Source organism: Pseudonocardia sp. Cha107L01 (assembly GCF_052566575.1).
In genome coordinates, this window is record NZ_CP199579.1 from 114,503 (window position 1) to 135,013 (window position 20,511).

Sequence of the window (20,511 nt, forward strand, 5' to 3'; positions counted from 1 at the left end):
GTGGTGGGCGGTTTTGGGTAAGGAATCGGTAGGACGGACGGTCGGTCCGTCACCACCGGTAGTGCGCGAAGGCCTTGTTCGACTCGGCCATCTTGTGCGTGTCCTCGCGGCGCTTGACCGCGGCACCAAGTCCGTTGCTGGCGTCCAGCAGTTCGTTCATCAGCCGGTCGACCATCGTCTTCTCACGGCGCTGCCGGGAGAACGTGACCAGCCAACGCAGCCCGAGCGTGGTGGACCGGACCGGCCGCACCTCGATCGGCACCTGGTAGGTGGCACCACCGACGCGGCGGCTCTTGACCTCGATCGACGGCTTGACGTTGTCCAGCGCGCGCTTGAGGGTGACCACGGGGTCGGTGCCGGTCTTGTCCCGGCAGCCCTCCATGGCCGCGTACACGATCCGCTCCGCGATCGACTTCTTGCCGTCTACCAGTACCTTGTTCACCAGCTGGGTAACCAGCGGCGAGCTGTAGACCGGGTCAGACACCAATGGCCGCTTGGGAGCCGGGCCCTTGCGAGGCATTAGCTCTTCTCCTTCTTCGCGCCGTACTTGCTGCGAGCCTGCTTGCGGTTGCGGACACCCTGGGTGTCGAGCGAGCCGCGAATGATCTTGTAACGGACACCGGGGAGGTCCTTCACCCGGCCGCCGCGCACGAGCACGATCGAGTGCTCCTGCAGGTTGTGGCCCTCACCGGGGATGTAGGCGGTCACCTCGATCTGACTGCTCAGCCGGACCCGGGCGACCTTGCGCAGCGCGGAGTTCGGCTTCTTCGGCGTGGTGGTGTACACGCGCGTGCAGACACCGCGGCGCTGGGGGCTTTCCTTCAGCGCGGCGGTCTTGGTCTTGGAGACCTTGTCCTCGCGGCCCTTGCGGACCAGCTGCTGGATCGTGGGCATGGACCGGCTACTTCTTCCCGTCGGTGGCGTACTGCGTGCTTGTCATGTCTCTTCTACGTGCTCGTGCGGTGTTCTCTGGTGTTACCGGGCCGCCCGCGACGGGGGGCTGACCGTCCCCCGAGGTCGGGCGTGTCGCCTAGAAATCGGCTCACGGTGACCCAGGGGAGCACACCATTCAACGTTTCAGGGTGACCCGCGATTCCGTACTCCGCGCTCGCGTTTGGGCGAGCGGCAGGGGTGACGAGCACGCGGAGCTACCCGACAATGCCGGGCACTACCCCAAAGGATACCCGGCCCGCCGCCATAGGGTCAAAACGGGTCGGTTGCTACCCCGAGAGTGCCCGATCACGGCGGGGTCCGCAAGAACCTTCACCTGGGAAGTTCGGCCATGAACCGGGGCGCCCGAGCCGTCCGGGCCCGCATCCGCGGGGAACACCCACCCCGCCGGTCCGCTGCCCAGTGTCACCGCCCGGTCACGCCAGGTGCTCGGTGGAACCGCCGGCGCGGAACCGGACGAGCTCCCCGGGCCGGCCCTCGGACCACCGTGCACCGGTTCCCTCGCCCCTGGTTCGGCGACCGGTTGCGCGGCTGCGCTCAGCGGTACGACTGCGGATAGCGTTCTGACCTGCACTAACGCTGCGCAGCCGGATTACTACAGAGCGCTCGGGTGAATCTTCAGGACGACCGGCGCCGCAGCCGACCGGCGGCGAGCTCCGCGAGGTCGACCTCGTCCAGCGAGCTCACCACCAGGTCGGCGTTCTGCCCGGCGAGCAGGTCGGCATCGTCCGACCGGGCCACCCCGATGGCGAACATGTCGCCGGCCTTGGCCGCCTGCACCCCGCTCGGTGCATCCTCCACGACGAAGCAACTGGTCGGCGGTTGGTGCAGCTCTTCGGCGGCGGCCAGGAAGATGTCCGGCGCCGGCTTGCCGTGCGCGAAGTCACGTCCGGAGATGTCCACATCTAGTGCATCGGCCAGGGTGAGCCCCGGGCGCAGCACCTTGGTCAGCTCGGTGGGCAGGTTCTGCTGCTCGGCGAAGGTGTCCAGCCGGATCTGGCGGAGCATCAGGCCGGCGTTCTTCGACGACGACGCGGCCGCCGTGGGGATGCCCGCCGCCTTGACCCCGAGTACGAACCGCAGCGCGTCCGGGAACGCCGTGAAGTCGCCGGCCTCGATCAGCGCGATCACCTTCGCCTGCTTGCGATCGGCGTACTCCTGCGCCCTGCGGTCGATGTCGGGCACACCGAAGTACTCCAGCGCGTCCCGGGCGCCGTTCATCCTCGGCTTGCCGGAGAGCACCTTCTGATAGACCTGGCTGGTGAACCCGTCGGCCGTCCAGCTGGTCCCGCCGGCGATGTCGGACCAGTCGCCCTCCATCAGCTCGCGCAGCGAGTCCCGCCAGGCCGGCTCGTGCGGTGAGTCGACCAGGACCCCGTCGACATCGAAGATCGCTCCCTGAAACGACACCTGCGTTCCTCTCCCCTGCCGCGGCTGGCTGCGCTCAGCCTGCCAGGTCCCGGGTGGCGCGGCACAACCCGCCCGGGGTGAACAGAGACAGAGACCGGGCTCAGAGCCTCAGCGCGCCAGGGTGTCCAGGAACCGCTCGACCTCGTCGACCGAGTCGAGGGTGAAGTCGGCCGCGGTCTCCCGGTCCAGCTCCGCCTGGTCACCGACATAGATGGCAATGCCGCGGCCCTGCACCGCCCGGAAGGCGTCCTCGTCGGTCACGTCGTCGCCCAGGTACAGCGGCACCTGGTCGTCGCCGGCGAGCCCCAGGGTGTCGAGCAGGTAGAGCACCGCGCGGCCCTTGTCCCAGTCCAGCTTGGGCTGCAGCTCGTAGACCATCTTGCCCGGGGTGAGCTTGAGGTCGTCGGGACGCTTCGCCAGCAGCCCCTGCACCACCTCGTCGACCCGGCGCCGGCCGTCCCCGTCGGTCAGCCGGTAGTGCACCGCGACCGACGCCCGCTTCGGTTCGACGAACGCACCGGGCACCTGGTCCAGCTCGGCGCGCAGTGCCTCGGTCACCGAGTCGACCAGGTCCACGAAGTCGGACGCCGCCTCGTGGCTCAGCGTGCCCCGCTCGGGGTGCCAGATGTCGAACCCGTGGCTGCCGGCGACCACCAGGTCGGCCACACCCATCAGGACCTGTACCACCTGCCGGTCCCGCCCGCTCACCACGCACACCGAGCAGCGGGTGGCCAGCTCGTGCACCACCCGCCGCATCGCGGGGCTCATCCGGGCATCTTCGGGTCGGTCGACGATCGGGGTGAGCACGCCGTCGTAGTCCAGGAACACGGCCGGTTGCCGGCCGGCAAGTCGGTTCTCGAATTCGTCGTGGTCGCGGAGCGCGTGCGGGAGCTGATCAGCCACCCCTGCACCCTACGGCCGCACGGCGACGCGGGAGAAACGAAGGAGCCGGGGTCGGGGGCCACCACGGGAGAGTGGTCCCCGACCCCGGCTCCGGGATCGATCTTCAACTCGACTTTCGCCTCGCGCCGGGTGTGCTGGGACCCCCGACTCGATGTGCTGTGAGCCCCGACTCGCGCTCACCCGTCGGTTCGCGCGAGCCGGTCGGGCTCACCTAGCGGTAGTCGCGGCCGAAGTCGTAGTCGTCCAACGGCACAGCCGCGCCGGTGCCGGTGCCGAACACGTCGGGGGCGTAGTACCCGTCGTCGTAGTTCGGCAGGGCGTAGGCGGCCGCACGAGCTTCCTCGGTCGGCTGGACCTCGATGTTGCGGTACCGGCTGATACCGGTACCGGCCGGGATGAGCTTGCCGATGATGACGTTCTCCTTGAGCCCGACCAGCTGGTCGCGCTTTCCGTTGATCGCCGCATCGGTGAGGATCCGGGTGGTCTCCTGGAACGAGGCCGCGGACAGCCACGACTCCGTCGCCAGCGAGGCCTTCGTGATCCCCATCAGCACCGGCCGACCTGAGGCGGCCTCGCCGCCCTCGGCCACCATCCGACGGTTCACCGTCTCGAAGTCGGCCCGCTCGGCGAGTGCGCCGGGCAGGAACTCCGTGGAACCCGAGTCGATGACGGTCACCCGGCGCAGCATCTGCCGGACGATCACCTCGACGTGCTTGTCGTGGATGTCCACGCTCTGCGTGCGGTACACCTTCTGCACCTCACGCACCAGGTGCAGCTGCACCTCGCGCGGGCCCATGACACGCAGCACCTCGTGCGGGTCGGCGGTGCCCTCCAGCAGCAGCTGCCCGACCGTGACGTGGTCGCCGTCGGCGAGCGGACGCTCCTCGCCGTTGACCGTCGTCATGGCCAGCCACTGCCGCTTGGACAGCTTCTCGTAGATGATCTCCTCGCCGCCGTCGTCCGGCACCAGGGTGATCTTCCAGAACTTGTCGCCGTCCTCGATCTGGATGCGGCCGTCGACGTCCGCGATGGGCGCCTTGCCCTTCGGTACCCGAGCCTCGAACAGCTCGGTGACACGGGGCAGACCGGTGGTGATGTCGTCCCCGGCCACACCGCCGACGTGGAACGTCCGCATGGTCAGCTGGGTACCCGGCTCACCGATCGACTGGGCGGCCACGATGCCGACCGCCTCGCCGACGTCCACCTGCTTGCCGGTGGCCATCGAACGGCCGTAGCACATCGCGCAGATCCCGGTGGCGGACGTGCAGGTCAGCGCGCTCCGCACCTTGATCGTCTTGATGCCCGCCGCGAACAGCCTGAGCAGTGCCGGGTCGCCGAGGTCGTCGCCCTTGCCGACCAGCACATTGCCTTCGGCGTCCCGGACCTCTTCACCCGAGCAACGGGCGTACACGCTGGTACGCACGTAGCGGTCCGGGATCCGCGAGCCGTCGGCCGCCGGTTCGGTGACCGGCATCGTGATGCTGCGCTCGGTGCCGCAGTCGACCTCGCGGACGATGACGTCCTGCGAGACGTCGACCAGACGCCGGGTCAGGTAGCCCGAGTCGGCGGTCCGCAGCGCGGTGTCCGCCAGGCCCTTCCGGGTGCCGTGCGTGGAGATGAAGTACTCCAGCACGGACAGGCCCTCGCGGAAGTTGGACTTGATGGGCCGAGGGATGTACTCACCCTTCGGGTTCGCCACCAGGCCCTTCATGCCCGCGAGCTGCCGGACCTGGGCCATGTTGCCGGCCGCTCCGGACTGCACGATGGTCGGGATCGGGTTGTCCGGCGGGAAGTTGGCTTCCATCGCCTTGGCCACCTCTTCGGAGGCCTGGGTCCAGATCTTGACCATCTCGTCGTTGCGCTCCTGGTGCGACAGTGCGCCGCGCTGGTAGCGCTTGTTGATCTGCTCGGCCTTGACCTCGTAGCCGTCCAGGATGTCCTGCTTGTTCGGCGGGACGACGACGTCGTCGATGGCGAGCGTGACGCCCGAGCGGGTCGCCCAGTAGAAGCCGGCGTCCTTGAGGCGGTCCAGGGTCTGGGCCACCTCGGTCATCGAGTACCGCTCGGCCAGGTCATTGATGATCATGGCCTGGCGCTTCTTCGGCAGCGCGTCGTTGATGAACGCGTAGTCCGACGGAAGCAGCTCGTTGAACAGCACCCGACCCAGGGTCGTCTCGTTCAGCCACGGGTCGCCCTGCTGCCAGCCCTGCTCGGTCAGCTCGGCCGCCCGGTCAGCCGGCGGGACCGCATCGGTCAGCCGGATCTTGACCATCGCCTGCAGGTGCAGGGACTTGCGGTCGTAGGCCATGACAGCCTCGGCCGGCGAGGAGAACGCCTGTCCCTCACCGAACGCGCCATCGCGCTGCCGGGTCAGGTGGAACAGACCGGTCACCATGTCCAGACGGGGCATGGCCAGCGGCCGGCCCGACGCCGGGGACAGAATGTTGTTCGACGACAGCATCAGGATCCGCGCCTCGGCCTGGGCCTCGGCGGACAGCGGCAGGTGCACCGCCATCTGGTCACCGTCGAAGTCCGCGTTGAACGCCTCGCAGACCAGCGGGTGCAGCTGGATCGCCTTGCCCTCGACCAGCTGTGGCTCGAAGGCCTGGATGCCGAGGCGGTGCAGCGTGGGTGCCCGGTTCAGCAGGACCGGGTGTCCGCTGATGACCTCTTCCAGCACGTCCCAGACCTGGGACCGGCCGCGCTCGACCATCCGCTTGGCGGACTTGATGTTCTGCGCGTGGTTGAGGTCGACCAGCCGCTTCATCACGAACGGCTTGAACAGCTCCAGCGCCATCTGCTTGGGCAGCCCGCACTGGTGCAGCTTGAGCTGCGGGCCGACCACGATGACCGAACGGCCGGAGTAGTCGACGCGCTTGCCGAGCAGGTTCTGACGGAACCGGCCCTGCTTGCCCTTCAGCAGATCGGACAGCGACTTGAGCGGGCGGTTGCCCGGACCGGTCACCGGCCGGCCGCGGCGGCCGTTGTCGAACAGTGCGTCGACGGCCTCCTGCAGCATCCGCTTCTCGTTGTTGACGATGATCTCGGGCGCGCCGAGGTCGATCAGCCGCTTGAGCCGGTTGTTCCGGTTGATCACGCGGCGGTACAGGTCGTTCAGGTCGGAGGTGGCGAACCGGCCACCGTCCAGCTGCACCATCGGGCGCAGGTCCGGCGGGATGACCGGGACACAGTCCAGGACCATGCCGAGCGGGTTGTTGCCGGTGATCTGGAACGCCGCCACGACCTTCAGCCGCTTGAGCGCGCGCAGCTTCTTCTGTCCCTTGCCGCTGCGGATGGTCTCCCGCAGGTTCTCTGCCTCGGCAGGGATGTCGAAGGTCTGCACCAGCTTCTGGATCGCCTCGGCGCCCATACAGCCGGTGAAGTAGTCGCCGTACCGGTCGTAGAGCTCCCGGTAGAGCATCTCGTCGGCGATCAGCTGCTTGGTGGCCAGCTTGGCGAACGTCGACCAGATCTCGTCGAGGCGGTCCAGCTCCCGCTGCGCACGATCGCGCAGCTGGCGCATCTCGCGCTCGCCGCCTTCCTTCACCTTGCGGCGGACGTCGCTCTTGGCGCCCTCCGCCTCCAGCTCGGCAACGTCGGCCTCGAGCTTCTGGGCGCGGGCCTCGAGGTCCGCGTCCCGGCGCTGCTCGACGCGCTTGCGCTCGACGCCCATCTCGTTCTCGAGGGTGGGCAGATCGTTGTGCCGCTGCTCGTCGTTCACCGAGGTGATGACGTAGGCAGCGAAGTAAATGATCTTCTCGAGATCCTTCGGCGCCAGGTCGAGCAGGTAGCCGAGCCGGCTCGGCACACCCTTGAAGTACCAGATGTGCGTGACCGGAGCGGCCAGTTCGACGTGGCCCATCCGCTCGCGGCGGACCTTGGTGCGAGTCACCTCGACGCCGCAGCGCTCACAGATGATGCCCTTGAACCGGACCCGCTTGTACTTACCGCAGTAGCACTCCCAGTCCCGGGTCGGGCCGAAGATCTTCTCGCAGAACAGCCCGTCCTTCTCCGGCTTCAGGGTTCGGTAGTTGATCGTCTCGGGCTTCTTGACCTCGCCGAACGACCACTGACGGATGTCCTCAGCGGTGGCAAGGCCGATGCGTAGCTCGTCGAAGAAGTTGACGTCTAGCACGTGGCTTCAGTCTCCCCTTGCAGGTGTCGCGTAACAGCAGTAGCTAGTGGACGGTGGTTCCGCACTGATCTGCGAGGGATCAATGCACCACGTCATCCACGGACATCGAGTCGGATCCCGGCCGGCTGGACAGGTTGATGCCCAGGTTGGCCGCGGCCCGCTCCAGGTCCTCGTCGTCGGTGTCGCGCATCTCGATGGCGGCACCGTCGCTGGACAGCACCTCCACGTTCAGGCAGAGCGACTGGAGTTCCTTGAGCAGAACCTTGAACGACTCGGGAATGCCCGGTTCGGGGATGTTCTCGCCCTTGACGATGGCCTCGTACACCTTGACCCGGCCCACCACGTCGTCCGACTTGATGGTGAGCAGTTCCTGCAAGGTGTAGGCCGCGCCGTAGGCCTGCATCGCCCAGCACTCCATCTCACCGAAGCGCTGACCACCGAACTGCGCCTTACCACCCAGCGGCTGCTGGGTGATCATCGAGTACGGGCCGGTGGAACGGGCGTGGATCTTGTCATCCACCAGGTGTGCCAACTTCAGGATGTACATGTAGCCGACAGCCACCGGGAACGGGTACGGCTCCCCGGAACGCCCGTCGAGCAGCTGCGCCTTGCCGTCCGGGCCGACCATGCGGTTGCCGTCGCGGTTGGGCAGCGTGGAGGCGAGGAGACCGGTGATCTCGTCCTCCTTGGCGCCGTCGAACACCGGTGTCGCGGTGTTCGTGTTCGGCGGCACGGAGTAGAGCTCCTGGGGCATCTTGGCCGCCCACTCAGGGGTGCCCTCGATCTCCCAGCCGGTCTTGGCGATCCACCCGAGGTGGGTCTCCAGGATCTGGCCGATGTTCATCCGGCGCGGTACACCGTGGGTGTTCAGGATGATGTCCACCGGGGTGCCGTCCGTGAGGAACGGCATGTCCTCGGCGGGCAGGATCTTCCCGATCACGCCCTTGTTGCCGTGCCGACCGGCCAGCTTGTCGCCGTCGGAGATCTTCCGCTTCTGGGCCACGTACACCCGGACCAGCTCGTTGACGCCGGGAGCCAGCTCGTCGTCGTCATCGCGGGAGAACACCCGGATGCCGATGACCTTGCCGTTCTCGCCGTGCGGCACCTTGAGGCTGGTGTCGCGGACCTCGCGGGCCTTCTCGCCGAAGATCGCGCGCAGCAGCCGCTCCTCCGGGGTCAGCTCGGTCTCGCCCTTGGGGGTGACCTTGCCGACCAGGATGTCGCCCGGCTGGACCTCGGCACCGATCCGGATGATGCCGCGCTCGTCCAGGTCCGCCAGCACCTCTTCGGAGACGTTCGGGATGTCCCGGGTGATCTCCTCGGCGCCGAGCTTGGTGTCCCGGGCGTCGATCTCGTGCTCCTCGATGTGGATCGACGTCAAGACGTCGTCCTGCACCAGGCGCTGCGAGAGGATGATCGCGTCCTCGTAGTTGTGCCCCTCCCACGGCATGATCGCCACGAGCAGGTTCTTGCCGAGGGCCATCTCACCGTCCTCGGTGCACGGCCCGTCCGCCAGTACCTGACCCAGCTCGACCCGCTGACCCTCGTCCACGATGGGCTTCTGGTTGTTGCAGGTGCCCTGGTTGGACCGGCGGAACTTGTTCAGCCGGTAGGTCTGGCGGGTGCCGTCGTCGGCCATCACGGTGATGTAGTCGGCGCACAGCTCCTCGACAACACCGGGCTTGTCGGCGACCAGCACGTCACCGGCGTCCACCGCGGCACGCAGCTCCATGCCGGTACCGACCAGCGGCGACTCGCTGCGCAGCAGCGGCACCGCCTGCCTCTGCATGTTCGCGCCCATCAGTGCGCGGTTCGCGTCGTCGTGCTCGAGGAACGGGATGAGCGCGGTGGCCACCGAGACCATCTGCCGAGGCGAGACGTCCATGTACTCGACGCCGGCCGGGCTGATGTAGTCGACCTCGCCGCCCTTGGTCCGGACCAGGACCCGCTCCTCGGAGAAGCGGCTGTTCTCGTCCAGCGGGGCGTTCGCCTGCGCGATGACCTGACGGTCTTCCTCGTCGGCGGTGAGGTAGTCGATCTGGTCCGTGACCACACCGTCCTCGACCTTGCGGTACGGCGTCTCGATGAAGCCGAACGGGTTCACCCTGGCGAACGAGGCCAGCGAGCCGATCAGGCCGATGTTCGGGCCTTCCGGGGTCTCGATCGGGCACATCCGGCCGTAGTGCGACGGGTGGACGTCGCGGACCTCCATGCCGGCGCGCTCCCGGGACAGACCACCCGGGCCGAGCGCCGACAGCCGGCGCTTGTGGGTCAACCCGGCCAGCGGGTTGTGCTGGTCCATGAACTGGGACAGCTGGCTGGTGCCGAAGAACTCCTTGATCGCCGCCACCACCGGGCGGATGTTGATCAAGGTCTGCGGCGTGATCGCCTCGACGTCCTGGGTGGTCATCCGCTCGCGGACGACCCGCTCCATCCGGGACAGCCCGACCCGGATCTGGTTCTGGATCAGTTCACCAACGGTGCGCAGGCGGCGGTTGCCGAAGTGGTCGATGTCGTCGGTCTCGACCGGGATCTCGACCGCGGCCTCGCCCTCGCCCACCGTCATCGACGTGTCGCCGGCGTGCAGCCGGACGAGGTACTCGATGGTGGTGAGGATGTCGTCCTCGGTGAGCGTGCCCACGCTGGTCGCGGACCGCACGCCCAGCTTCTTGTTGACCTTGTAGCGGCCGACCTTGGCCAGGTCGTAGCGCTTGTCCTTGAAGAAGAGGTTCTCCAGCAGGGTCTGCGCGCTCTCCCTGGTCGGCGGCTCACCCGGGCGCAGCTTGCGGTAGATGTCCAGCAGCGCCTCGTCCTGACCGGCGGTGTGGTCCTTCTCCAGGGTGGCGAGCAGCGTCTCACTGAAGCTGAACCGCTCGCGGATCTGCTCGGTGGTCCAACCCAGCGCCTTCAGCAGCACGGTGACCGGCTGGCGGCGCTTGCGGTCGATCCGGACCCCGACGGTGTCGCGCTTGTCGACGTCGAACTCCAGCCAGGCACCCCTGCTCGGGATGACCTTGACCGAGTAGACGTCCTTGTCGGTGGCCTTGTCTACGTTGTGGTCGAAGTACACGCCGGGCGACCGCACCAGCTGCGACACCACTACGCGCTCGGTGCCGTTGATGATGAAAGTGCCCTTGTCGGTCATCACCGGGAAGTCACCCATGAACACCGTCTGGCTCTTGATCTCGCCAGTGCTGTTGTTGGTGAACTCCGCGGTGACGAACAGCGGTGCCGCGTACGTCATGTCCTTGTCGCGGCACTCTTCGACCGGAGCTTTGACCTCGTCAAAGCGGGGGTCGGAGAACGACAGGGACATCGACCCGGAGAAATCCTCGATCGGGGAGATCTCCGTAAGGATCTCCTCGAGTCCGCCTACCGGAAGCTCGTCGCCAGCATCGATGCGGCGCTGGAACCAGGCCTCGTCGCCGACCAGCCACTCAAAGGACTGGATCTGCAGATTGAGGAGGTCGGGAACCTCGAGCGGCTCACGGATCTTGGCGAAGGAAACTCGGGTCGGTGCGCCCGGAAAACTCGGGTTGGCCGAGGCTGGGGTCGCAGTGGTCGCGGTGGCGCGGGAGACAGCCAAGATGCGTCCTTCCGAGAACTACGCTCGTCTGGCACGCGCCGCCTGAACCGGGTACCTTTTGGCAGTGTGACCCGGGCGAGAGGTCCGGGTCTGGTCTGCCATGCGGTGGGCTGTATCGACGCGTTGCCTGTGTTGTGTCAGCGCGCTTCCTCGTTCAGACGGCATCCGGCCCTTGGCCGAGATGGAGCGTCCGGGGGCATGTCTTCTGAATGAAGGCAGCGCAAAGAGGCAGTCTAGCTGCAAATGCAGCCGCTGTCCAGACGGGTCGCGGAGCAACCATCGCGCCACCAAGAGTGACGTGCCTCGCTCTCCCAGTCAAGACGCTAATCGTCGGCAAGTGGTCTCTTTTGGAGGACGACCGGCGGCGTCATGACTGCGGAGGGTCACTTCTGGTTAACCCCGGATACCTTCCACTGACCGCCTACCTTCTCGGCGGTGACGCTGAGCCGAACGGCGGCTCGAAGCGGCTGTGGGTTGTCGCCGCGGTGACCGACCTGATTCACCATGACAAGCAGCGTGGCGCGACTCTCCGTGAGCGACTGGACGCCGGCCTCGACGACCGTGGAGGTGAGCTGAGCCTTCTCCTGCGGGGCGAGCTGGCGCACCGTGGCGAAGTTCTGCTTGAACTCGTCGCTGTAGTCGCCGGTGATGAAGGACAGCGCGCGGTTCTCGCTGTCGTCCAGCTGCGTCGAGTCGTAGGAGTAGATGGCCTCGATCGCCTTGCTCACCTGGTCGCGGACGCCGGCGGTGCTCAGCGGGTCCACGAACGCGATGTTGCCGGTCGGGCGGGCGTCGGCGGCCTGCTGCGCCTTGGTCCAGCAGAAGTAGGCGGCACCCGCCCCGACGACCGTGACGAGCAGCAGCGCCAACGCCAGCGCCACCGGACGGCCGCCCTTGCCCTTGGCTCCCGACCTGCCGTCGGTGTAGCGCGGGATCAGGTCGGTGCGGCCCTCGTCGATCTCGTCGTCGGCGCGGCGGGTGGTGGACTGGTCCGTGTCCGAGTAGCCGGCCAGCAGTTCGGGGCCGACCGCGTGCGGGTTGTCCGCGTCGACCGCCGCGCCGTGCGCCGCCATCAGCCCGGCGGCCGGCGCCGCCGCGATCGCCGCGGCGGACAGCGCCTCGACCGGCGGCCGGTTCTTGGCCGGCCCTTCGCTGTCCCGTGCCTCGGTGTCCGGTGTGTCGGTATGCGCTGCGTCGGTGTCCGGGGTCTCTGTGTCCGGCGCATCGGTGACGGGGGACTCGGCGGTCTGGGCGTCGCTCACGGACGCGGCCGGGGTGGCGCTCTTGTCCTTGGCGGGTTGCCCGTCGGCCTGCTCCCCGGGGGCGCCGTACTCGTCGTGCCCGTACTCCTGGTGGCCGTACTCGTCGTGCCCGTACTCGTCGTGGCCGTGTGTCTCGTCGCCGCCGTCCGCGGCGGCCGGCGGCGCTGACTCCGACTCGTCCTCGACGATCGTGCCGTGGTCGGTGATCCGCGGGATGATCGCGGTGTCCACGTACTCGTCGGAGCCGGAGTGGTAGGAGCCGAAGAGCTGTTCGGACACCGGCAGCGGCTCGCCACCGGTCTGCGCGCGCGGCTGCTGGCCCGCCGGCTCGGCATAGCTCGCATCGTCCTGGCCGGGGTGGTCGTAGCCGGAGTCGTCGTAGCCTGCGGTGGTGGCCGCGTCGTCGTAACCGGCGTCGTCGTAACCGGTGTTCTCGTAGCCGGCGTTGTGGTAACCCGCGCCATCGTGGCCGGCGTTCTCGTAACGGTCGTTCTCGTAGCCGGCGGTGTCGTGGCCGGCGTCGTCGTAGCTGGCTCCGTCATGGCCGGCGGTGTAGTAACCGGCGCCGTTGGGGCCCGCTCCCCCGTCGCCGGTGCCGTCCTCGACAGCCTGCTCGTAGCCGGCCTCGGTCCGCCCGGTCTCGCCGTACCCGGCTTCGGCGTAGCCCGCCTCGGTATGACCGGACTCGGTGTACCCCGATTCGGTGTAGCCACCGTCGGCATGGCCCGACTCGGTGTAGCCCGATTCGGTGTAGTCACCGTCGGCATGGCCCGACTCCGAGTACCCGTCCCGCTGGTACCCGGTCCCGTCGTGGTCGGGGTCCTCGCGGAAGGCCTCGATCACCTGCGTCGGGTACTCGGGCTCGTGGTGCACCGTCGGCCGGTCGGCGTGCAGCGGCTGGTCCTGGTGCGCCGGCTCCTCGGACCGAGCCTGCTCGCCGGCGTCCGCCGACGGCTCCCAGCGATCGATGTCGGCGTACCCGTCGGAGGCCGCGTAGCCGTCGGCGGGCGCGTAGCCGTCGGAGTCATCGTGCTCGTCCGGATCGGTGTCGCGGACCGGCTGGAAGACCTCCGTCGGGTACTCGTCCCTGGGGCTCTCCGGCGCCATCTCCTCCGGGTAGGCAGGGCTGGTCTGCTGGCTGGACGTCCGACGCTGCACAGTCACGGGAACAGGGCTCCAGGATTTCAGGCGTTGACGAGACCGGAACTGGAAACCTTCCAGCCCTGGTCGGTCGTCCGGCTCAACGTCAGCTTCACCCGAAGCTGACGCACGGTCGGTGCCCCGGGCACGCCGTTGACCAGGGCGGATTGGCTCACATCGAGCGCGGTGATCGCGGTTGCGGTGCCGGCGTTGGCGTTCAGGGCCGTCAGTGCGGCGTCGACCACGGTTGCCTGGCTGGTGCTCGGCGACTTCTGCAGGTCACCCAGGTACTTCTGCTTGTCCGTCCGGAGCTTCTGCAGCAGCGGACCGGTCGCGGCGGCCTCCCAGGCCGCGATGCTGTCCTCGGGATGGGCGGGGTCCACGCTCTGCAGGGTCACCGCCAGCTGTCGGGCGGCCCGCAGCGCGGTGTCCCGCGCCACGACGGTCTCCGCCTCGTTGCCCTTCGCGGCCGACCACCAGGAGTACCCACTCCAGCCGGCGGCCAGTACGGCCACGAGCGCGAGCACACCCAGCAGCGGGGTCACGATCTTCCAGATGCCGCTCATTCCGGGGTGACCTCCGAGATCTTCCACCGGCCGTCGACCTTCTGGGCATCCACCACCAGCCGCGCGGTGGCTCCGGTGGCCTCCTTCGCCGCGCCGCGGGTGCCGGTCTGGTCGATCATCATCAGCAGCCGTGCCCGGTCACCCTGCAGCAGGATCACCCCGGCCGCTGGCACGGTGGACTTGAGAACCGCCTGCTCCTGCGGCGCCAACTGCTTGACCGGGCCGAACACCCGGGGGAACTCGGTGGCGAACTTGCCGGTGATGACGGCGTTCGCGGCGGCCTCGTTGGCCGGCAGGTTGGTGTAGTCGTAGGAGTACACCGTGGTCATGTCGTTGGTCACCTGGCCGACGACCTCAGCGGTCGCGGCGCTGTCCACGAATGCCTCGTTCGACCGGGGACCGGACGTTGCGGCGGAGCGCCAGCCGACCGCTGCCACAACCGCGGCCGCCACCAGCACCACCGCGGCGACCGCAAGGCCCGTCAGCAACCGGACCCGCTTGCGGTCCGCGGCGAGGTCGGGACCGGACTCGGTGGCGGCCGACGCGGCGGCGGGCTCGGCCGGGTCGACCGGCTCGGCCGCCGCGCTGCCGGTCCCCGCCTCGCGGGCGGTCCCGGGCGTGCTCGTGGTCCCGGCCCCGGTCGGGGCGATCAGGTCGGTGCCAGCGGTGCCGGCGGTGTCGTCCTCGACATCGCGGTCGGCCAGCGCGGTCCCGGCGGCACCCGGTTTCCGCGCTCCGGCCACCCGCTGCTTGGCCCTCGGGCGGGCCGCCTGGCCAGCGGTGCCGGCGCCCGTGCCGGCACCGTCGGAATCGGCAGTGGTCGAGCCGGCACCGTTCGAAGCGGAAGCGGTCGAATCGGCAGCGACAGAGTCAGCCGCGATGGGCGTCGACTCGGCGGCCGGAGCCGGCTCGATGCTCGACGCCGTCTCAGCGTCCGACGTGATCTCGGCGTCGGGCGTCGTCTCAGTGCGACGAGATGACATGGATCGAATCCTTACGGGGGTCAGGATCGGATGGCGCTGGCCGCATCTGCCTTCCATCCGGCGTCCGGCGTCCGGACGAGGTCGAGCGCGATGCGTACCTGCTTGGTGACCGGGAGGCTGGGGGCTCCGTTGTCCATCTGAGTGGTGGTCACATCGACCGAGGCGACCGCTTTCGCCTTGCCGGCGCCCAGGTCGAGGTCGGACAGCGCGGCGTCGATCAGCCGCGCGTTCGTGGTGGTCTGCACCTTGCGGATCTGGTCGGCGTACTGCTGGCGGTTCTTCTGGAACTCGGTGAGCAGCGGTCCGGTGGTGGACGACTCCCAGATCGAGAGGCCCTTGTCGACGGTGTTGAAGTCCAAGGTCTGCAGGTTCACCGCGATCTGCCGGGCGGCGGCCAGTGCCTCGTCCCTGGCGGCCGCGGACTTTGCGGCCGAGCCGTGCCCGGCGTTCCACCACAGCGCCCCGAAGACCACCACCGCCACCAGGCCGAGCGCGGCCACCGCGGCGGCCACCTTCGTCAGGAGGCCGATCCGGTCCACCTGGCGCGGGCCGGCGCTGCCGGTCGCTTCGTCAGTGGCGCCGCGGCGCGCCAGGAGGGCTCTCATGGCAGTTGAGGGTAGAGGCGACCGTCTGAGGGCCGTCCCCGGGCCCCCCACAACTCAGTGACCGCCGTCTCCCCCAACTGGCGGCTCACTGGGTGAGCAGGCCAGGAGTCAGCCCGAACTGGCCGAACGAGGCCGGTGCACCGAGCAGGCCCGGTGCCGCCGCCCCGCCGAACATCGTGCTCGTCAGGTCGGCGTTCGACTGGTTGCCGTGGCCGTGACCCGCCCTCGACGGGCCGTGGATCCCGGCCGCCGGTCCGTCGCTGTAGAACGCGTGGAACCAGTCCGGTGGGCTCTGCGGCTTGCCGTCGACGAACGGGTACTGCGGCTTGATGCCGCGGACGTCGGTGGGCGAGAAGATCGGCTCCCGGCAGTAGGCCCGGTAGTCGATCGGCCAGGGCTTCTGGATGTTGGTGCCCGGGCGGCGCACAGTGGCCTCGTAGCCCTTGGTGCAGTTCGGCGGGTCGTTGATGTTGAGCACCAGGCCGAGGTGCGCGGTGCCGTCGCCGGGCAGGATCGTCGGGATGGCCGCCGCGAGTCCCGGGTAGAGCTGCAGCACGTTCTGGATCCCGCGCAGGTGGTTGTCGGTGATCTGGCTCAGCGTCAGCAGTTCCTTGATGGTGCGGTGCAGCCCGTCGCCCGACTCGTCGATCAGGTCGCTGATCTCCTGGGCGGCATCCGGCCCGGTGTGCAGCAGCCTGCGGATGTCCGGGTCGCTCTTCTTGAGCTGCTCGCTGATCAGCTTGACGTTCGAGCTGAACGACTTGATCGGGTCGGCCAGGTCGTTCTGGGTCTGCAGCACGGTGCGGGCGTCGTGGATCAGCGCCAGCGTCTGCGGCAGGTTCTGCATCGCCGACACGGTCAGCGAGTGCGTCGAGTCGAGCAGCAGCTGCAGCTTCGGGCCGAGCCCGTCGAACGCCTGCCCCAGCTCGTTGACCGAGGTCTGCAGGTCGTTCAACGGCACGCTGGCGACCAGCGTGTCGACGCTCTGCAGCACGGTCTGCACCGGGATCGGCACCTTGACCCTGTCGGCCGGGATGGTGTCGCCGTCCTTGAGGAACGGCCCGGCATCGGTGTTCGGCCGCAGGTCGACGTACTTCTCACCGACAGCGGAGCGGTCGGCCACCTGGGCGGTCAGATCGGAGGGTATCTTCGGTCCGCCACCTTCCAGGTCCAGATCGGCCACCACTCCGGAATCGGTCAGCCGCAGCGCGCCGACCGTGCCGACGTCCACCCCGCGGAAGGTGACCTCACTGCGGGAGAACAGCCCGGAGGCGTCCTGCAGCGGCAACTCCACGGTGTAGCGCTTCGGCCCGAGGAAGTTGAACACCCCGAGGAAGTGTGCCCCGACGTAGAAGATCAGTGCCACGGTCAGCACGAGGAAGGCCACGGCGCGGACCGCGGTAGCGCGGGTGATCATTTGTCGCCTCCCAGCCCGGGCAACTGCAGGCCACCCATCGGCACAGCCGGATCGGACCCCTGGGTCGGCAGCAGCCCCGGCACGGACAGCGCGGGCGGCAACTTGGGCAGAAGGTTGAGCAGGTCGGGCGGCGCGATCAGCGGCGTGGTGGCGTTCAGCAGGTTGTCCAGCAGGTCCTGCAGGTTCAGGTCGAGCGTGAAGTTCAGGTTCATGAAGTCACCGGCGCTCGGCTTGATCGCGGCGTCGGTGAACGGCGGGCTCGCCAGCACCTCGAGCGACTTGGGCAGCGAGTCGCCGGTCCGGGCCAGCTCGCGCAGCGTCGGGCGCAGCGCCTCCAGGTCGTGCACGAGGTCGTCCTGGCTGCGGTCGACGACCTCGTTGGCCACGTCGGACAGCTTGTCCAGCGCCTTGAGCATGCCGACCAGCTGCGGCCGCTGGTCGTTGAGGACCTTGAGGCCGGGCCGCAGATCGGTCAGGACGTCGTCCAGGTTGCCCTTCTGGTCGGCCAGGTTGGCGGACAGCCGGTCCACCCCGTCCAGCGCCGCGGTGATGTTCGACTTCTGCCCGTCCAGGGTGCTCACCAGCGTGTTCAGGTCGTCGAACAGCGCGCGCGTGTCGCCCTCGTGGCCGTCCAGCGCGGTGTTCAGCTCTTTGGAGATGGTCTGCAGCTGGCCGACCCCGCCGCCGTTGAGCAACATGGACAGCGCGCCGAAGATCTCCTCGGCCTCCGGGAACCGGTTGGTCCGCTCGACCGGGATGACCGCGCCGTCGGTCAGCGTGCCCTGCGGCGGGACTCCGGTCGGTGCGCTGATCTCGATGTACTTCTCACCCAGCAGAGTGGTCTGCTTGAGCTCGGCGACGGAGTTGGCCGGCAGCTTCGCCGACCCGTCCAGCTCGACCCGGACGTCGGCATACCAGTTCTTCTGGTCCAGGTCGATGGACTGGACCTGGCCGACCGTGACGTTGTTGACCTTGACGCTGGACTGCGGCACCAGGTCTAGCGCGTCCCGCAGCTGCACAGTGACCGCGTACGGACTGTTGCCGAGGCTCGCCCCGCCGGGCAGTGGCACACCCTGCAGGCTGATCGAGCCACAGCCGGTCAGTACCGCGGCCATCCCGGCGACCAGCCCGAGTCCGGCGGCGCGCACGGCGCCTCGGCGCACCCCGTTCATCGGCCACCTCCGAGCAAGCTACCGAGTGACGGTGGTCCGGACGATTTGTTCGAGTCGCTACCGGAGTCGGAGTTGTCCGAGCTCTGGTTCGACCGTTCCGCGACGCCGGGAGGTGCGGCGGCCGGCAACTTGCCGGCGGTCAGGCCGGGCATCGTCGGCAGTTTCAGGTTGGACGCCGCGGGGGCGGTCCCGGCCGGAAGCGCCGGCGACGGCGCCGGCGTCACACAACCGGCAGGGAAACCTAGGGGAAGGAAGCTGTTCAACAGCGGGGCGAGAGTCGTGGCGAGGATCGGGGCCAGAATCGGCCCCGCGCCGGGTGCCGTTGCCAGTTGGTTGTAGACGGAACACAGCAGCGAAGCGACCAGATCCGGCCGGGTGTCCAGGGTGCCGGAGGAGGCGTTGTAGGCGTTGACCAGCCCGTCCAGGCCGGGGCCGGCGGTGTCGAGCACCTGCTCCAGAGCGAGCCGCTCGCCGTTCACCGTGCCCACGATCTCGCCGAGCTTGTCCACGTTGGACCTGATCTCGGACCGGTTGTCGTGGACGAACTTGGCGACGTCCCCGAGGGTCTCGGACAGCTGCTTGAGGGTCTCCCCCAGGTTCTGCCTCTCGTCCGCCAGGTAGCGGCTGACCTGCGCGAACTGGTGGGTGAACTCGCGGACCTTGCCGTCGTTCTGCTTCAGGTTGGTGGTGAACGAGGCCAGGTTCTGCACCGTGCCGGCCAGGTTGTCCCGGGACGCGGACAGCGTGTTGATGGCCTGCGCGGTGTTGTCCAGGGTGGTGTTGAGCTGCTTGCCGTTGCCGTTCAGGTTCAGCGCCAGGGTGTGCAGGGCATCGGAGAGGGCGCCGTTGCTGTTCACCCCCTGCGGGCCGAGCGAGGTGCTCAGCTTCTGCGCGCTGGCCAGCAGGTCGTCGAACTCGGCCGGCGACGCGGTGCGCTCCTTGGGGATCACCGTGCCGGGCGCCATGGTCGGCCCGCCGGTGTAGACCGGGGTCAGCTGCAGGTACCGGTCCGCGACGACGGTGGGCGCCACCACGGCGGCCATCGCGCCGGCCGGCACCTTCGTCCTGCTGTTGACCTCGAAGTTGACCTTGACGAGCTGGCCCTGAGGCTCGACGGAGTCGATCCTGCCGACCGGCACGCCGAGCACCCGCACGTCTGAGCCCGGGTACAGCCCGATCACCGTGGACAACATCGCCGAGTACTTGGTTCCGCTCGGCCGGTTCATCACGAAGGCCAGTGCCGCGACCACGACGAGCGCGACGACGCAGAGAAAGGCGATCGTGCTGAACCAGGCGCTGCCCCGTGACGTTCTGGGAGTCACCCGCCACCTCCAGTGGTCGGCAGGGTCGGCAGAGAGGGCAGCGGCAACCCGCCACCTCCGGTGGTCGGCAGGGTCGGCAGGGTCGGCAGGGGCGGCGTTGGTACGGCCGGCAGCAGCGAGGTCAGGCCGTCGATGAAGCTGTCGAACCAGCGACCGTTGCCCAGCGCGTTGGTGAACACCGTGGCGAAGGGCCCGAGCCGCCGCAGCCCGGCCACGATGTCGTCCTCGTGGCGCTGCAGGGTGTCGGTGAGCTGGTCGAGCTCGTCCAGCGTCGTGCCGATCTGGTCCTCGTTGTCGTGGATCAGGCCGCGCAGCTCGTGCGACAGGCGCCGGGTGCCGTCCAGCAGCCGGGTGATCGCGTCCTCCCGGGCGTGCAGCTCGTCGAGCAGCTTCGCCCCGTCGGACAGGATCGAGTCGATGTCGTCGTTTCGGTCGGCCAGCAGCCCGGTCGCCTTGTTCGTGTTGTCCAGCAGGTGGGCCAGCTGGTCGTTGCGCGAGGAGATCGTCACCGACAGCCGGCTCAGGCCCTCCAGCGAGGTCTTCACCTCGGCGGGGGTGTCCTTGAACGTGTCGGACAGCGTCTTCAGGCTGGCCGCCAGCTGGTTGGTGTCCAGCTGCCCCACCGTGTCGCTGAGCTTGTTGAACGCCTGCACCACGTCGTACGGCGCGACGGTCCGCTCCAGCGGGATCTCGGTGCCCGGGTCCAGCGGTTTCGCCCCGGACGGGTCGATCGCCAGGTACTTCTCACCGAGCAGCGTCTTGATCTGGATCGACGCCGAGCTGGTGTCGCCGATGTCGGCGTCCTTGGCCCGGAAGGTGACCAGCACGTGCGAACCCTCCAGGCTCACCCCGGTGACCTTGCCGACCTTGACCCCGGCGATCCGCACCTCGTTGCCGGAGGCCAGCCCGGCCGCCTCGGAGAACGCCGCCTTGTACTCCGGCCCGAGCCCGATGACCGGCAGGCTGTCCGCCCGGTAGGCCAGGGTCAGCAGGCCCGCGATCACCGCGAGGCTCACCAGCCCGATGATGATCGGGTTCTGCTTCTGGAACGGCTTCATG

At 68.6% G+C, this 20,511-nt stretch carries 14 protein-coding genes; all 14 read right to left on the minus strand.

Annotated features, from left to right (window positions below; genetic code table 11):
- Window positions 1-49: 49 nt before the first annotated feature.
- The gene (gene rpsG / locus ACTXG6_RS00615) at window positions 50-520 is read right to left on the minus strand and encodes a 30S ribosomal protein S7 (protein WP_445185787.1); all 471 of its coding nucleotides are present in this window, start codon (window positions 518-520) and stop codon (window positions 50-52) included.
- Window positions 520-894 (minus strand): 30S ribosomal protein S12, encoded by a 375-nt coding sequence (gene rpsL / locus ACTXG6_RS00620; protein ID WP_445185788.1) that lies wholly within the window; start codon window positions 892-894, stop codon window positions 520-522. Before rpsL ends, rpsG begins: the two co-directional genes overlap by 1 nt.
- A gap of 675 nt (window positions 895-1,569) precedes the next feature.
- On the minus strand, window positions 1,570-2,361 hold the full coding sequence (locus tag ACTXG6_RS00625; protein WP_445185789.1) for an HAD family hydrolase: 792 nt from the start codon (window positions 2,359-2,361) through the stop codon (window positions 1,570-1,572).
- Window positions 2,362-2,469: 108 nt separating this feature from the next.
- Window positions 2,470-3,264 carry a trehalose-phosphatase gene (otsB, locus tag ACTXG6_RS00630; RefSeq protein ID WP_445185790.1) on the minus strand — a complete coding sequence of 265 codons (795 nt, stop codon included), beginning with the start codon at window positions 3,262-3,264 and terminating at the stop codon, window positions 2,470-2,472.
- 211 nt (window positions 3,265-3,475) lie between these two features.
- Window positions 3,476-7,399, minus strand: coding sequence for a DNA-directed RNA polymerase subunit beta' (locus ACTXG6_RS00635; protein ID WP_445185791.1), 3,924 nt, complete (start codon window positions 7,397-7,399; stop codon window positions 3,476-3,478).
- Window positions 7,400-7,478: 79 nt separating this feature from the next.
- Window positions 7,479-10,985: a DNA-directed RNA polymerase subunit beta gene (gene rpoB / locus ACTXG6_RS00640; protein ID WP_445185792.1), complete on the minus strand. Its 3,507-nt coding sequence runs from the start codon at window positions 10,983-10,985 to the stop codon at window positions 7,479-7,481.
- A gap of 383 nt (window positions 10,986-11,368) precedes the next feature.
- A complete protein-coding gene (locus tag ACTXG6_RS00645) occupies window positions 11,369-13,411 on the minus strand; it encodes a hypothetical protein (RefSeq protein ID WP_445185793.1) in 2,043 nt (680 codons plus the stop codon).
- Window positions 13,412-13,431: 20 nt separating this feature from the next.
- Entirely contained in the window at window positions 13,432-13,953 is a 522-nt protein-coding gene (locus tag ACTXG6_RS00650; RefSeq protein WP_445185794.1) for a hypothetical protein, read from the minus strand.
- Window positions 13,950-14,936, minus strand: a complete 987-nt coding sequence (locus tag ACTXG6_RS00655; protein ID WP_445185795.1) for a hypothetical protein — start codon at window positions 14,934-14,936, stop codon at window positions 13,950-13,952. The genes ACTXG6_RS00650 and ACTXG6_RS00655 overlap by 4 nt, the downstream gene beginning before the upstream one ends.
- A gap of 20 nt (window positions 14,937-14,956) precedes the next feature.
- Window positions 14,957-15,541: a hypothetical protein gene (locus ACTXG6_RS00660; protein WP_445185796.1), complete on the minus strand. Its 585-nt coding sequence runs from the start codon at window positions 15,539-15,541 to the stop codon at window positions 14,957-14,959.
- Window positions 15,542-15,626: 85 nt separating this feature from the next.
- On the minus strand, window positions 15,627-16,958 hold the full coding sequence (locus ACTXG6_RS00665) for an MlaD family protein (protein WP_445185797.1): 1,332 nt from the start codon (window positions 16,956-16,958) through the stop codon (window positions 15,627-15,629).
- Window positions 16,955-18,130, minus strand: a complete 1,176-nt coding sequence (locus ACTXG6_RS00670; RefSeq protein ID WP_445185798.1) for an MCE family protein — start codon at window positions 18,128-18,130, stop codon at window positions 16,955-16,957. The genes ACTXG6_RS00665 and ACTXG6_RS00670 overlap by 4 nt, the downstream gene beginning before the upstream one ends.
- The gene (locus ACTXG6_RS00675) at window positions 18,127-19,452 is read right to left on the minus strand and encodes an MCE family protein (protein WP_445185799.1); all 1,326 of its coding nucleotides are present in this window, start codon (window positions 19,450-19,452) and stop codon (window positions 18,127-18,129) included. The genes ACTXG6_RS00670 and ACTXG6_RS00675 overlap by 4 nt, the downstream gene beginning before the upstream one ends.
- A complete protein-coding gene (locus ACTXG6_RS00680) occupies window positions 19,449-20,510 on the minus strand; it encodes an MCE family protein (RefSeq protein WP_445185800.1) in 1,062 nt (353 codons plus the stop codon). The genes ACTXG6_RS00675 and ACTXG6_RS00680 overlap by 4 nt, the downstream gene beginning before the upstream one ends.
- Window position 20,511 lies beyond the last annotated feature (1 nt).

Excerpts from the sequence above, each read along its gene's own strand:
- ACTXG6_RS00660 (WP_445185796.1), bottom strand. The coding sequence starts at position 15,541 with ATGAGAGCCCTCCTGGCGCGCCGCGGCGCCACTGACGAAGCGACCGGC.
- ACTXG6_RS00650 (WP_445185794.1), bottom strand. The coding sequence starts at position 13,953 with ATGAGCGGCATCTGGAAGATCGTGACCCCGCTGCTGGGTGTGCTCGCG.
- ACTXG6_RS00670 (WP_445185798.1), bottom strand. The coding sequence starts at position 18,130 with ATGAACGGGGTGCGCCGAGGCGCCGTGCGCGCCGCCGGACTCGGGCTG.
- rpsL (WP_445185788.1), bottom strand. The coding sequence starts at position 894 with ATGCCCACGATCCAGCAGCTGGTCCGCAAGGGCCGCGAGGACAAGGTC.
- ACTXG6_RS00665 (WP_445185797.1), bottom strand. The coding sequence starts at position 16,958 with ATGATCACCCGCGCTACCGCGGTCCGCGCCGTGGCCTTCCTCGTGCTG.
- ACTXG6_RS00680 (WP_445185800.1), bottom strand. The coding sequence starts at position 20,510 with ATGAAGCCGTTCCAGAAGCAGAACCCGATCATCATCGGGCTGGTGAGC.
- ACTXG6_RS00655 (WP_445185795.1), bottom strand. The coding sequence starts at position 14,936 with ATGTCATCTCGTCGCACTGAGACGACGCCCGACGCCGAGATCACGTCG.
- rpsG (WP_445185787.1), bottom strand. The coding sequence starts at position 520 with ATGCCTCGCAAGGGCCCGGCTCCCAAGCGGCCATTGGTGTCTGACCCG.